Source organism: Oscillibacter sp. (assembly GCF_032018205.1).
Lineage (GTDB): Bacteria > Bacillota > Clostridia > Oscillospirales > Oscillospiraceae > Oscillibacter.
The window spans coordinates 1-13,488 of record NZ_DALZOY010000008.1 but is presented as its reverse complement, the minus strand read 5'-3'; the positions used below and the strand labels follow the sequence as shown (position 1 = coordinate 13,488).

General features: G+C 48.6%; 15 protein-coding genes. 10 read left to right on the top strand and 5 right to left on the bottom strand.

What is annotated here, in order from left to right; all coding sequences use genetic code 11:
* Nucleotides 1-36: 36 nt before the first annotated feature.
* Nucleotides 37-558, bottom strand: coding sequence for a spore maturation protein (locus RTU96_RS07665; RefSeq protein ID WP_294853186.1), 522 nt, complete (start codon nucleotides 556-558; stop codon nucleotides 37-39).
* Nucleotides 555-1,139, bottom strand: coding sequence for a nucleoside recognition domain-containing protein (locus RTU96_RS07660; RefSeq protein ID WP_312635974.1), 585 nt, complete (start codon nucleotides 1,137-1,139; stop codon nucleotides 555-557). The genes RTU96_RS07665 and RTU96_RS07660 overlap by 4 nt, the downstream gene beginning before the upstream one ends.
* Before the next feature lie 207 nt (nucleotides 1,140-1,346).
* Here RTU96_RS07660 and RTU96_RS07655 point away from each other — a divergent pair, with 207 nt between their 5' ends.
* The 9 genes from RTU96_RS07655 (at nucleotide 1,347) to RTU96_RS07615 (ending at nucleotide 10,294) form a co-directional block, all read left to right on the top strand.
* On the top strand, nucleotides 1,347-1,592 hold the full coding sequence (locus tag RTU96_RS07655; RefSeq protein WP_294853180.1) for an AbrB/MazE/SpoVT family DNA-binding domain-containing protein: 246 nt from the start codon (nucleotides 1,347-1,349) through the stop codon (nucleotides 1,590-1,592).
* A 937-nt stretch (nucleotides 1,593-2,529) separates the two neighbouring features.
* Entirely contained in the window at nucleotides 2,530-3,231 is a 702-nt protein-coding gene (locus RTU96_RS07650) for an RraA family protein (protein WP_312635972.1), read from the top strand.
* Nucleotides 3,232-3,293: 62 nt separating this feature from the next.
* Nucleotides 3,294-4,331, top strand: coding sequence for a tripartite tricarboxylate transporter substrate binding protein (locus tag RTU96_RS07645; protein ID WP_312635971.1), 1,038 nt, complete (start codon nucleotides 3,294-3,296; stop codon nucleotides 4,329-4,331).
* An 83-nt stretch (nucleotides 4,332-4,414) separates the two neighbouring features.
* Nucleotides 4,415-4,885, top strand: a complete 471-nt coding sequence (locus RTU96_RS07640) for a tripartite tricarboxylate transporter TctB family protein (RefSeq protein WP_312635969.1) — start codon at nucleotides 4,415-4,417, stop codon at nucleotides 4,883-4,885.
* Between the two features lie 13 nt (nucleotides 4,886-4,898).
* Nucleotides 4,899-6,425: a tripartite tricarboxylate transporter permease gene (locus RTU96_RS07635; RefSeq protein ID WP_312635968.1), complete on the top strand. Its 1,527-nt coding sequence runs from the start codon at nucleotides 4,899-4,901 to the stop codon at nucleotides 6,423-6,425.
* Between the two features lie 22 nt (nucleotides 6,426-6,447).
* Nucleotides 6,448-7,599, top strand: coding sequence for an amidohydrolase family protein (locus RTU96_RS07630; protein ID WP_312635967.1), 1,152 nt, complete (start codon nucleotides 6,448-6,450; stop codon nucleotides 7,597-7,599).
* A gap of 182 nt (nucleotides 7,600-7,781) precedes the next feature.
* On the top strand, nucleotides 7,782-8,777 hold the full coding sequence (locus RTU96_RS07625) for a hydroxyacid dehydrogenase (RefSeq protein ID WP_397356655.1): 996 nt from the start codon (nucleotides 7,782-7,784) through the stop codon (nucleotides 8,775-8,777).
* Nucleotides 8,778-9,111: 334 nt separating this feature from the next.
* Entirely contained in the window at nucleotides 9,112-10,047 is a 936-nt protein-coding gene (locus RTU96_RS07620) for a MurR/RpiR family transcriptional regulator (RefSeq protein ID WP_312635964.1), read from the top strand.
* A 34-nt stretch (nucleotides 10,048-10,081) separates the two neighbouring features.
* Nucleotides 10,082-10,294 (top strand): hypothetical protein, encoded by a 213-nt coding sequence (locus tag RTU96_RS07615; protein ID WP_312635962.1) that lies wholly within the window; start codon nucleotides 10,082-10,084, stop codon nucleotides 10,292-10,294.
* A 244-nt stretch (nucleotides 10,295-10,538) separates the two neighbouring features.
* On the opposite strand, the gene RTU96_RS07610 is transcribed toward RTU96_RS07615, so the two are convergent.
* The 3 genes from RTU96_RS07610 to RTU96_RS07600 are packed head-to-tail and all read right to left on the bottom strand — an operon-like array spanning nucleotide 10,539 to nucleotide 13,139.
* Nucleotides 10,539-11,102: an accessory gene regulator B family protein gene (locus RTU96_RS07610; protein WP_312635960.1), complete on the bottom strand. Its 564-nt coding sequence runs from the start codon at nucleotides 11,100-11,102 to the stop codon at nucleotides 10,539-10,541.
* A 4-nt stretch (nucleotides 11,103-11,106) separates the two neighbouring features.
* A complete protein-coding gene (locus tag RTU96_RS07605) occupies nucleotides 11,107-11,802 on the bottom strand; it encodes a LytTR family DNA-binding domain-containing protein (protein ID WP_312635958.1) in 696 nt (231 codons plus the stop codon).
* Nucleotides 11,799-13,139 (bottom strand): ATP-binding protein, encoded by a 1,341-nt coding sequence (locus tag RTU96_RS07600; RefSeq protein ID WP_312635957.1) that lies wholly within the window; start codon nucleotides 13,137-13,139, stop codon nucleotides 11,799-11,801. Before RTU96_RS07600 ends, RTU96_RS07605 begins: the two co-directional genes overlap by 4 nt.
* Nucleotides 13,140-13,185: 46 nt before the next feature.
* On the opposite strand from RTU96_RS07600, the gene RTU96_RS14750 reads away from it, so the two are divergent.
* Nucleotides 13,186-13,479 carry an AgrD family cyclic lactone autoinducer peptide gene (locus tag RTU96_RS14750; protein WP_397356652.1) on the top strand — a complete coding sequence of 98 codons (294 nt, stop codon included), beginning with the start codon at nucleotides 13,186-13,188 and terminating at the stop codon, nucleotides 13,477-13,479.
* The last annotated feature ends 9 nt before the right edge of the window (nucleotides 13,480-13,488 follow it).

Here is a 13,488-nt window from a genome sequence, read left to right as displayed (position 1 = left end):
TGTCCGGCCGCCTAAAAAGGCGGCCGGACAATTTGTCTATGTGCCGAAGAAAATGCGCACCGCCAGAGCCGAAGCAACGAACCCGGCCAGATCGGCGGTCAGCGCGGCGGGAACGGTATGTCTGGTGCGGGTGATCCCCGCCGCTCCGAAGTAAACGGCGATGGTATAAAAGGTCGTTTCTGTGCTACCCAGCATCACCGCCGCCACCCGGCCTACATAGCTGTCCGGGCCATGCGTTTGCATTACCTCGCTGCCCACTGCCAGCGCTCCGCTGCCGGAAATGGGCCGGACAAGCATCAGCGGCGTCAGCTCCGGAGGAATCCCCAGCCTTTCCAACAGCGGGGCGCACAGTCCAGACAACCACTCCATGGCCCCGGAGGCCCGGAACATGGCCACGGCGGTCAGCAGTCCCACCAACGCGGGGGCAATCCGGAAAACCACGCTGAGACCCTCTCCCGCGCCGGCGGTCAACGCGCCGTATACATCCACGCGCCGCCACAGGGCAATGAGGGCCGTTCCGGCCAGTAAGGCCGGTATGACCATGGCGGAGGGACTCATGTCCACCTCCTGCCCAGAAAGGCCAGCAGCTTTGCCGCCGACAGCCCCGCAATCACGCTCAGCACTGATGCAAGCCACACGGCGGGCAGAATATCAAACGGGGATGCGGCTCCCGCCGCGGCCCGGACAGAGGCCACCGTAGCGGGAATCAACTGAATAGAGGCCGTGTTCAGCACCACCAGCAGGCACAGCTCGTCGCTGGCCACCCCCTCCTGTCCCACGGCCATCCGCCTTGCCGCCTGAATACCTAGAGGCGTGGCGGCGTTTCCCAGGCCCAAAAGATTGGCGGAGACATTCGCGGAGACTGCTGCCAGTGTTTTCTCATCCCGGCTTGCGCGCGGCAGCAGCGCCTTTAGAATTGGGCGAAATGCACGCGCCAGTTTGGCGGACAGTCCACTTTGATTCATCAGCTCCATAACACCGCTCCAAAGACAAAGTACGCCCGCCATGGAGATGCATAGCTGAATCGCGCTTCCCGCGCCCTCCAGCGCAGCGGCGGAAACCGCTTCCATCCGTCCGTTGATCAGTCCGAATATCACGGATAGCAGAACCATTCCGGTCCATAGAACCGCCATTGCCATTTTTTCCCTCCATCTTTTTATTGCAAAATCGCATAAAATGAAAAAGTGTTTAAATGCGCTAATTTTGTCCTTGCAGGGCGGACAATATATGAAATAAATATGAATAATTGTAAAAGTTTCTAAAACGAATTGACAAAATATTACATTCTATGTTATTGTCAGAAAGCCAAAGAATTACAGAAACAATCGCAGAAAAGGAGATAAATTATGAAATCAACCGGAATTGTGCGGAAGGTGGACGAATTGGGCCGCATAGTGCTTCCGATCGAAATGCGTCGCACGCTTGACATAGCAGAAAAGGATGCATTGGAAATCTATGTGGAAGGGAACTCCGTCATTCTCAAAAAATACAAACCCAGTTGCATCTTCTGCGACAGCAACAAGGACATTGTTCAGTTTAAGGGAAAAAACATTTGTCCAAAATGCCTGCGGGAGCTGACCGATTTGCAGTAATGTCCTTTTAAATCCGCCCTCTCGCCGCCACTTTCTACGGACAGATCCCTTGCTATACTCGGCCTTTCCGGAAAAGCCGCAGCGGTTGTCGCTGCGGATTTTTACATGCTATGCGATTTTCTTTGTTTCTTGTGGGAAAGGTTACATACCGGAAATCGCACTGCCGTTGACCCCAAATTAAAAAAGCAGATGTTGAAATAATCATTCATCATCTGCTCTTTTCCGGTTAATGTCAAGTTATTATCGGTGCTTTGGCGTAATGGTGACATCTGATGCTCCATCGTTCACGTGTAAAGCATTTCCGCCAGCCACGGTTCCTGTGCCGTCTCTCTTAAGCATATGGCTATGTTGACAGGATTGTAAACCAACTCTTCCCGCAGGAGAACATATTTAAAGCAGACATTTATATCCCTGCCGGACAGGCGCGGCGGAAGGGCGTTCCGCGATTTCCTTTCGATGCGCACCCACCTTATGGCAGGTTCGTTCTGTTTCTCCCGGCACAGAGTTCTTACCCTAAAACGCCGTGGCCTGCGGCCAGTATAAAATATCGTCCGTAGTTATGGCAGCCGCGCGGAACGTGCGGCGCTGTCCGCTTTTCTTAAAGCAACGCCTGCATGGCAGGCATTCGTCTTATATTTGTATGCCGCCTGATCCTGTTTATGGATTAAGGCGGCTTTTTTCTTTTTGTTAGCAGCCCTTCTTATGCAGCAGCAGCATTGAGCCCTTGACATTTCCTCCAATAAAAATTAAACATTTTGTGATTTTTGAAGATTTCTGCTAAATGCTCTTGCATTTAGATAAAAAATCGCCTATAAAATAATTAGTTTCATAAATTTAATTTAAAATAAAAACATGTTACATTCAGGGATTATATATGTGCGATAAACGAGCATGAGCTGTTTATATAAAATTTTATGGTTTTTAGGAGGAGTTCCGTATGCCAGTTGGGAAGCGCATTTACCTTAGGCGTCAATTGCCGGATCCACAGCTTATGATGCAATTCAAGTCCATTCCCGCGTCAAATACCGCCGATGTTATGGGGCGGAGCTGCGCGATGCATCCTCGCATTCATCTTGTCAGCAGTCCGTTGGAGCAAATGATGGTGGGCCCTGCGTTCACTGTCAAGGCCCGGGCCGGAGACAATCTCGCTCTCCATGCAGCCTTAAACTTCTGTCAGGAAGGCGACGTACTGGTTGTTTCCAACGAGGGTGATGACAGCCGTGCTCTTATGGGCGAGGTAATGATGGCCTATTTGAAATACACAAAAAAAGTGGCAGGCATTGTGCTTGAAGGCCCTATTCGAGACATTGATGAGATTCGCAAGTGGGACTTTCCTGTCTACTGTACCGGCACAACACCCGGCGGCCCCTACAAGGAAGGCCCCGGCGAGATCAATGTGCCCATTGCCTGCGGCAACATCAGTGTCAATCCGGGAGACATCATTCTGGGCGACCCCGACGGCGTGATCGTCATTCCTCGAAAAGATATGGCGGTGGTTCTTGAAAATGCAAAGACGTTTCAAGAGGCAGACGAAAAGAAGCTGGTTGCCGCCAAGAATGGAACAGCAAATCGGTCGTGGGTGGAAAAATCCTTGAATGAAAAGGATTTTGAAATTATTGACGACGTTTACCATTCTTAAGTATTTTAAAATAGCAATTAAGAATTGATTAAAAAACAAAAAAGTAAGAGGAGAGAATGATCATGAAAAAGTATTTGTCTTTTGCACTTGCTCTGGCAATGTTCTGCACCGTGGTGTTGACGGGCTGCGGCAGCCAATCTTCCGGAAGCTCTACTGCAGGCGCCTCGGGCGTGGCTTCCGCCGCATCGGGTGACACGGATTGGCCCACAGGTACGGTGACGGTTACGCTGCCTTACAGTGCCGGCGGCGACACGGATACATATTGCCGCGCACTGTTCCAGCGCGTGGGAGAAAAGCTAGGGCAGACCTTTGTGGTTACCAACCTGACTGGTGGTTCGGGTGTCGTAGCAGCGAAGGAAGTTATGAGTAAGAAAAATGACGGGTACAATCTGCTGTTTACCCACACGGGCGCGGCTTTGGTTCAGGAAGCCACCGGTACGGTGGACTTTTCTTATACCGAAGACTTTGCCAATTGCTGCACAGTTGCCATTGACCAGACTTACAGCCTTGTGGCTGTGGCACAGGGCGGAGAATATGGCCAGTATAGCCGGGGCTGGGAAACCCTGAAGGATATGATTGCGGACGCCAAAACAAATCCCGGCGTTGTTCGGTATTCTACGGTGTTTGGTTCTACTACTCAGTATGTGGGGCAGATGCTGGAGCGTGACGCGGATGTTACGTTTGATAACATTGACGTGGGGAGCGATTCCGCTACCCGCATGGCCGCCTTGTTAGGCGGTCAGGTGGATTTGCTGGCGGTTAATTACATGAATGTAAAGGATTACATTGAGAGCGGCGATCTGGTTTGCCTCGGTGTTATGGCGGCAGAACCTGTGGACAGCATTGATTTCCCCACTTTTGTGGAACAGGGCTATGCAAACGTAGTTACAGCCAAAAAGTATGAAATCAAGTTCCCCAAGGGGACCGATCAGGCAATTATTGATAAGCTGAGTGACGCTTGTGAGGAAGTTGTGTCAGACCCCAGCTTTGCGGATGTTCTGGCTTCCTACTTTGCCAAGCCTCTCTATCGCGATGCCGCCACCATGAATACAGAAGACCCTGCTGAAGTAGAGATGCTGAAAGCCGGACTTGCCGGTTAACGCAAATCAGATTGTAAAAAACTAATTCGCTTCCGACATCGCAAATATTTGCGGTGTCGGAAGCTTATGAGAAGGGGATACGAATGACCAGTAAAAAAAGCGATATTCTCTGTTCCACAATCTTCCTTGTTTTTGGTTCTACCATGGCGTACTTTTCACTCGGTATTAACAAAATGATTGAAACAGATGTAGGTTCCGGCTTTGTTCCCAGATTTATAGCCATTTGCATCATGGTAGTTGCTGCCGCAAAGCTAATTCTTACGCTGACGGGAAAACCCATTGCGGCTGCCACCGCAAAAGCATCCAACAACGATCTTCTGGGCGGCGTGGGCACCGTGGCGCTGATGGCAGCATATGTGTTAAGCTTTGAATCCGTTGGATTTTTGCTGTCCAGCATCGTATATCTGTTTGCCCAGATACTGCTGATGAGTAATCGGGAAAATCGAAAGCCCCTTATGTTCGCCGTTATCAGCGTAGTTTTACCACTGGTAATTGGTCTTCTATTTGTGTTTGTAATCAAGATGCCGCTACCCAAGGGCATCTTAGGTTTCTAAGGGAGGGTACGTTATGCTTGCTACTGCATTTGCCAACGTCTTTAATCCCCTGTGTCTTGCTCTGATTTGGGCGGGTACCATGATTGGCATTATCTTTGGTTCTATTCCTGGTCTGTCTGCCACCATGGCTGTGGTCTTGTTCCTGCCCTTAACCTTCAGTATGGAACCAACAGCCGGATTAGCGCTGCTGGTTGGCTTGTACATGGGCGGTATTTCCGGGGGCCTGATTTCTGCGATTCTTCTGAAAATTCCCGGGACACCCTCCTCCATCTCGACGGTGTTCGATGGCGGGCCCATGGCGGATAAAGGCGAGGCCGGACGCGCGCTGGGCGTTGGAATCCTGTCTTCGGCCATTGGATCGCTGCTGGGAATCTTTGCCCTCATGTTTATTTCTCCCGCATTGGCTAAGGTTTGTCTGCTTTTTGGCGCCACGGAATATTTTGCAGTTTCCGTCTTCTCTCTTACCATCATTGCGTCTCTCTCCGGCAAGGATATGCTGAAAGGATTGCTGTCCGGCTTGTTTGGAATTGCCATCGCCATGGTTGGTATGGCACCCATTGATGCCACCACCCGCTTTACCTTTGGGAATTACCAGTTGATGTCCGGCTTTGATATCACCGTTTTACTGATCGGCGTATTTGCAGTTACGGATATCATTGCGGCTGGGTTCGGACGCCGCGACTTAAGCAAGGGGGCCGAAAAGGAAAAATACCACTTGCGCGGCTATGGCATGTCCGTCAAAGAACTTGTGACCAAAATCCCAAACTTTGCAATTTCCTCCGCGATCGGCATCGGAATTGGAATCTTGCCCGGAATTGGCGGCTCCACAGGCGGACTGCTCGCTTATACAGCAGAAAAAAACCGCTCAAAGCATCCCGAAAAATTCGGAACCGGCATTGTCGACGGCGTAATTGCCTCAGAAACAGCGAATAACGCAGTCATCGGCGGATCACTGGTGCCCTTGCTGTGCATGGGGATTCCGGGCAATACCGTAGCCGCCGTTTTCCTTGGCGGATTGCTTGTCCATGGCATCAGCCCCGGTCCCCTGATTTTTGAAAAGTCCGGGCAATACGTCTACGGAATTTATCTTGCACTCATCGTCTCCACGATTTTTATGTTTGTCTTTGAAAGACTGGGACTGCCTGTTTTTGCGAAGCTACTGGATATCCCTAAACACATTCTGCTGCCCATTATCATGGTTATGTGCTGTGTGGGTGCATTTTCCAGCGACAACCGGGTGTTTGATGTAAAGTGTGTATTGATTTTCGGGCTGATTGGGCTCTCCTTTAAAGCGTTCAAGCTGCCCGGCACACCGCTGATTATCGGCTTTATTCTGGGACCTATGTTTGAAGAAAATCTGCGTCGTGCGCTGCAGGCCAGCCATGGCAATTGGAGTATTTTCCTCACACGTCCCATTTCCTGTGCGTTCTTAATCATTGCCGTAGTGTTCTGCGCAATTACCGTCCGCAAAAATCTCAAAGAGAAAAAAATGGCGGAAACCAGAGGAGTTTCATTTGACACGGCGGAGGAAGACGGCTGAGACGAAAAGCAGGAGGCGTGCAATGTATCAATTGATTGTGAAGAACGGAACCATTTTGGATCCGGAAAATCACATTTTTCAAAAAGCGGATGTGGCGGTAGTCGATGGGAAGGTTGCCGGAGTGGGGCAGTATCAAGATGAACCGGCTATTATGGTGGTAGATGCCGCGCAATGCCTTGTAACCCCCGGACTGATTGATCACCATGCGCATTTATATCCGCTGGCCAATATTGGAATTCCCGCCGAGGCGGTGTGTTTCAGCTCTGGAGTGACGACCGCGGTGGACGCGGGCAGCACTGGGTGTCGGACGTTTCGAGAATATCTGCCCTTTATAGATCACAGCAAGCTTACCATTCGTGCCTATCTGAATGTGTGCTCCACGGGACTTTCCTCACTTCCCCAGAAGATGGAAGAGGTTGCGCCAGAAAGCTATGACCCACACGCAATAGCGGAGCTGTTTGCTCAGTATGGCAGTCGTCTGGAGGGCCTAAAACTGCGAACCAGCCGTGAAATCGTGGGAGAGTTGGGATACCAACCTCTCCGTGAAACGGTGAATCTGGCAGAACATCTGGGCGTGCCCGTGATGGTTCATTGTACCAATCCCCCCGGCAAAATGGACGAGCTTTTGGGCTACTTGCGAAGAGGGGACGTTTTGACCCATATGTATATGAACAAGGGAGATACCATTTTGGATCAAAGCGGTGTGGTTTCTCAGGCGGCTTGGAAAGCGCGGGAGCGGGGCGTCTTATTTGAAGCCGCCGACGCGCGGGCACACTTTTCTTTTGCTGTCAGCGAACCGGCAATTGCCCAACAGTTTTATCCTGATTTCATTGCCACAGATCTGACCAAGTTCAGCATGAACCTGCGTCCTACCGCATTCAATTTGTCAAATCAACTGGCTAAGTATTTTATGCTGGGAGTTCCTATAGAGCAATTGTTTGCCGCCTGTACCAGTGAGCCGGCGCGACATATGCACTTACAAGGAAAAATCGGATGCCTGAGTCCGGCATCAAACGGAGATATCGCAGTATTTCAACAGATTTCCGGTGAGGTGGAATTTGGAGATCGGCCATATCCTGATTCTACATGCCAACTGAGAAAAGGAACGAAGCTGTTTCGCCCTGTCCTGACCGTCAAAAATGGCGAGGTTGTATATCGTGACATTTCATTCTAGAGATGATTTGAATAAACGCCATTAGGCGAACGAAGTCAGCTTCCGTTTACCAGTCGTTCTTAAAATCACCACTTGCATTTTATTAAGTATTATAATTGGGTTTTATTGATGGGCAGACTGCCCCAAAACAAAAAGAAGGAAGCTTTTTTATGCCTTGGAAAATATTACTCCCCCAAGAAATTATGTATGAAGGCCGTAAGCTGCTGGAGGATGCGGACCACACCATTATAGATGGGCGCGGATTTGAAACAGCGGATGTTTTGGCAGATATGAAGGAGCATCAACCGGACGCTATGATCGTTCGCATCACCTCCATTACACGAGAAGTGATTGAGGCCAATCCCAATCTCAAAGTCATTGTCCGGCACGGGGCGGGCTTTGATACGTTGGACGTCGAGGCATGCCATGAACATGGCGTGCAGGCACTGTATGCGCCGGTGGCCAACAGCACTTCTGTTGCTGAGACAGCCCTGCTGTTAATTTTGGAATGCAGCCGCAATGTAACCGTTCTGCACAATACATGGGTTCAAGACTATTACAGGGCCAAGCTGAAGGTACGCAAAAACACCCTCAGCGGAAAAACCATTGGGATTATTGGCTGCGGCAACATCGGAAGCAGACTGGCTGTTCGTGCGCTGGCAATGGAAATGAATGTGCTGGCCTATGATCCCTATAAGCCTGCCAAGGCATTTCCGAATGGCGTGGAAGTCGTTCGGAATCTTGATCGTATTTTTAAAGAAAGTGATTATGTTTCTGTTCACACACCCAGCACCAGCGTGACAAAAAATATGATTGACCGCAAGCGTCTGGCCATGATGAAATCCACGGCCTTCCTCATCAATACGGCCCGGGGGGCCTGCGTGGTGGAAGAGGATCTGTACGAGGCATGTAAATCCGGCGTGATTGCCGGAGCAGGACTGGATGCTATTTGCAAGGAACCGGTGGACCCTGCAAATCCGCTCCTAACACTAGACAACGTCATTATCTATCCCCATATCGGGGGCAATACCATAGAGGCCGCTCATCGTGCGTCTTATTTCGCGGCCATGGGGATAAAAGAAGTTTACGAAGGTAAAGAACCGACATGGCCTATTCACAACGTGGATTATGTCAATGCACCAGTCTATACTGATACCAAAAAGCCAAGTACCAAGCCAATCGGCATGTTTGACTTTTGATCAATGCCTGCTTCGTGAAATCCTACAATATGGGCTGCATCTTCTTATCAAAATAAGTGCACGCAGTATTCCGGTTCGCAGTAATAAAAAGCATATTTTATCCTGACAGAACAGGCTGCTTTTTAAAAGCAAATTATAACACGATAAAGGCATCGGAACCGAAGCATTTTGCTTTTGTGCCGATGCCTTGTGTTTTTTATCTGAACTTTTTTTAAAACAGTTGCCAGCGGACCCCAAGTACGCTAAAATGTAAAACATGTTACAAATGGATTTTTAGAATACCAGCAAACATGCTGGCACTTAAATATTTTATGGTCAAGGATAGGAGATACACATGACTGGAGTAAACCAGGAAGACTACTCTCTTGCGTTTGATGAGTGCGGCGAGTACATGGAACGAATCCGCATAAATCATGATAAAATGAGTCAGGCGGAGCTTCTGGTGTCCGATTATCTGCTTGCTCATCCGGATGAATTTGCATCCCAATCCATTCATCATCTGGCGGGTGAGATCAGCGTCAGTGTGGCAACAATTATTCGCTTCTGCAAAACAATTGGTTACAAAGGGTTTGCCGACCTGAAGTTTCACATTCAGCAGGGACGCGTAGTTTTGCCGGAACATGATATTGGCATTGATGATACTGATTCCATCAATACCTTTAAACAAAAAGCCATCCGGTTCACACAAAAATCCATTGAGGAATGCATTTTAAATACAAACAATGCCTCTTTTGCGGCCGCCATTAACGCTCTATCCACCGCCAATCATATCCTGTTCACGGCAATCGGCAGCGCCAGTGGAATCGCACAGGCAGGAGCGGGAATGTTTTTATCTCTTGGAATGATGGCGATGTCCGTAGGCGATACGTTGCTGCAGCTTCGAACAGCTGCTTGCTTAAAAGAGGGGGACGTAGTTATCGGCATAAGCTATAACGGTACGTCCAAATCCACCGGCGATTGCCTATATTATGCAAAGGAATGCGGAGCGACAACAATCCTAATTACCTCTGCGCAGGATTCTATATTGAGTAAATATGCGGATATCGTGCTGTTTACAGCCATTCGTAATATTAGCAATACACTCAATATCTCTACTACTGCGATGTGTCAGTTGGCAGTTCTTCAAACACTGCAAATTGGCGTATGGCAGCAAAATCGACAGCAGCTCTTGGAACGAAGCAGAAAGCAATTACATTTGACAAATCTTAAAAATTACAGTAACAGCCAATCGGATATCCATGTTGCCAATGTGGTCCTGAAGAATAAATAAGCTAAGCTTGGCTTCGGCATGTTGCCGACACACAATGGGGCAACAAGAAGCATATGAATATGCGGCATTTGGAAGCTATGGCCGGCAAAGTTATATTGGCTGGTTGAGCCCATTCCGTTTCAGGCTGCAAAGTACTTTGCAAATTATTCTTGACACCACCGCTGGGCACAGCGTGGGCAAAATTTTTAAGGAAATTAATTGGAGCTTAAAAAAGCCGCCGTTTTCTATAGAAAACGGCGGCTTTTGAGGCTTCTATCCAAATTCAGGCCGGAGACCTCATCCTTTGTCTTCACCCGCTCCTTTCTCCGTGTGGGTCAGAGCAGTTTCCAGAGTTCAAAATCCGCACTGCAAACAAAGAAAAAAATTAAAGCGTTACTTTTCAAAGCTACGCGAGATGGATATTTGTTCTTTGGAATTTTCACAAAAGCAACTATTTAAAGTTAAGTTGTACTTTTAAATAGCTGCTAAATACGCTTGCAATTATCAATTATTCAGCGAGGATTCCACATGACCCCTGCGATTCCCAGTACGACAGCCATGATTAACCCACATGCAATATAAGCAGCGTATATCGGATTAGCAAAGTAGAAAACACATATCAAAACGCACTCAATGGTGGCCGTGACGGCAACTTTCACTTTTATTTTCTCTCTGTGCGCCTGAATATGCCGCTTGTTTTTATGTGGCACCGGAGCTATGACAATGGCGATCATTGCTGCGGCTATGGTGCAGAGAACTGCGGTCACAGGATGGATTGCCAAGACAGGACCGACGGCCATGCTTGATACGCCAATCCCCGTACCGATCAAAATACACCAAAAATGAGACAGGGCATGCAGTCCTCCGAGGTTGGCCCGTAACAGAGAAAAGCTGGCCGCCCAGATCAATAAAGGTACAACGTGATGCGTGAGAAGCCCAATCACAAGCAAAAGACCGTCTGAAATCAGCAGGTTTATAAAGCACTCGGCCCCATAGGTTAGGACCTCTTCCTCATTATGATCGGCTCCGTTTTCGATAAGATACGCCGATATTTTTTTGGAAAATTCAGATATCATACCATTACCTCATCATGTCCGCATAAGACATCAGCGCGGATCGAACATCCTGTAAGTAGGTTTGGCTGATTGGAACGATTACGCCGTTTGACAGCACCAATTCCCGTCCTTTCAGCTTGGATATATGCTCCATGTTAATGATGATTGTCCGATGGCAAAAGAGGAACCGGCTGGGCAGGTGGGAAAAGACGATTTGCAGCGATTCCCTCTGCCGGAAGTCCCCTTCCGTGGTAATAATCTGCGTATAGTGGTTGGCGCTGCAAAAATAGATGATTTTGGAATAGGCAATGCGCGTCACCAAATCATGATCTCGGAATGTATAATGATCGTCATGCAGCTTTTGCTCTACATAGTCCATGCATTTTGCAATTTTTTCGTAGGGCACGGGTTTCATGAAATAGTTCAGTGCCTGCACCTCATATCCGTCAAATACATATTCAGAGAAAGACGTTAAAAAAACAAGCTGACCATGAAAATCCTGCTGGCGCAACTGACGTGCCACAGAGATACCGTTCATCCCATCCATCTGAATATCCATAAATACAAGGTCAAACGGATCTCCGCAGGCGCTTGAAATTGCCTCGCCGCTGCCGAAAAGCGCAACATCGATTAGTACCTGACGTTCCTCAGACCATTGCCGCAGCAGCTCCTGTAAAGCCTCGGCGTGTGGCATCTCGTCTTCAACAATTGCGACCTTCATTTTGCGTCCTCCAGAGGAATCATGATGCTGACGTTGAAATGGTCTTTTTCCGCCTGAAATTGGCAGGTGCCGCCAGCTTGCTCGACAATTTCTCGAATGCGCCGAATCCCGATGCCATGGTGATCTTCTTTTTTTGTGGAGAGCAGACTCCCCTGTGTCCCCTGCAAATATGCTCCATCGGAAGAGTTCGAACAGAAGAGATACATCATTTGTTTCCATGGCCTGATTTTAAACTGGATTGCGGTGTTTTCCGGAATTTTTCGGCACGCCTCAATCGCGTTGTCCAATAGATTTCCTACAAGAGAGGCAAATGTCACATCTTTTAAAGGAATCTCATTTGGCAGATACAGCTCAGTATCAAATCGAATGCTGTGTCGCCGTGCCTCCATAATACGCAGAGAAATGACGGCGTCTATCGTGCGGTTTCCACTGCACAAGATGCAAGCGGAAGCCGGCAGCGCGGAATCCAATTGTTCGCAGAATTGCTTCAGTTCCGCATATTTCTCCTGTTCGATTAGGGCGGAAATCAGCCGTAATTGTCCTTGATAGTCATGTTTCCACTCAGATAAGGATTCGCTTGTGGAAACCATCAGATCATATTGCTGCTGCTCAGCCAGCGTCAACTGCTGCTTTTGCTGCAGCTCCCTGTTTTTTCTGAGAATTACGCCCAGCCATTCAAATGTGACCAACAGAGTAAAAAGAATCAGCAATAGGATATAACATAATACCGTCAGCTTCCGTGCCTCCGCAGCGGTTGCGGGGTTGGTTCCCAGCACCAAGGAAAGATCTAAAATGGACTCTTCCGCAAAAATGCCGATGGACAGAATTGCGAACAGAACCACCGTAACCGCCAATGGAAACGCCGGATCCGGTTCGCCCAGATGAGCAGCCACCCATACCATCGCAGCCATCAGAAACAAGTAGACCAAGGTAAACTGGATTCTGGCGTCGCCGAATTCCATCAACTTCTCAAACGATGCACCAACCATCGCTTCCGCGACAGAAAACGTAATATTATCCGCCAGAGCCACGATTAAAAAGTAGATACCCGGCCACAGGACCGCCTTATACCACATGGCGCGATGAAGCCCGTTGAATATCCAAAATGCGGCCAGAACACAGGCGGAGAAATCGAGTAAGATTCGCAGGCCGGAGGATATCTCCAGAAAGGTAAATAAGCTCAGTATGCAAGTCAATACACCCACCGAAAGAAACAGCCTGATTTTACTGCGGGCATTTAAGCCGATCTTTTGATAGAGCAGGTAGGTAATCAGTAGCGCCTCAATCAGGCAGACAAATATTTCCCAAAAATAAGATTGCATAAAGTAAATATCCACCCCTCCCACCGGTAACATTTTTTATATTACCATAAAAAAGCGGAGGATGACAGGGGTGTTAGATGCAATTCACGCCAGAAAACAGGCAACTCGCGCCAAACCTCTTGTTTTTTCCAAATTCTGTGATAGCTTCGACTATAGAGATGTAAGAAATCTCAAAATTAAAACGAAGGAGCTGTTTCGAATGAAAAGAAGACAGGACAAAGAATTTAAGCGGGTTGCGAGAAAACGGATTCTCCATGCGAGCGGGGCCTTTTTGACGGCTTTGGCAGCAGTCTTTGCCGCGGCTCCCTGTAGTGGCCATTTTTATGAGCCCGAGGTCCCCCGGAAACTGCGGTAAGCGCGGATT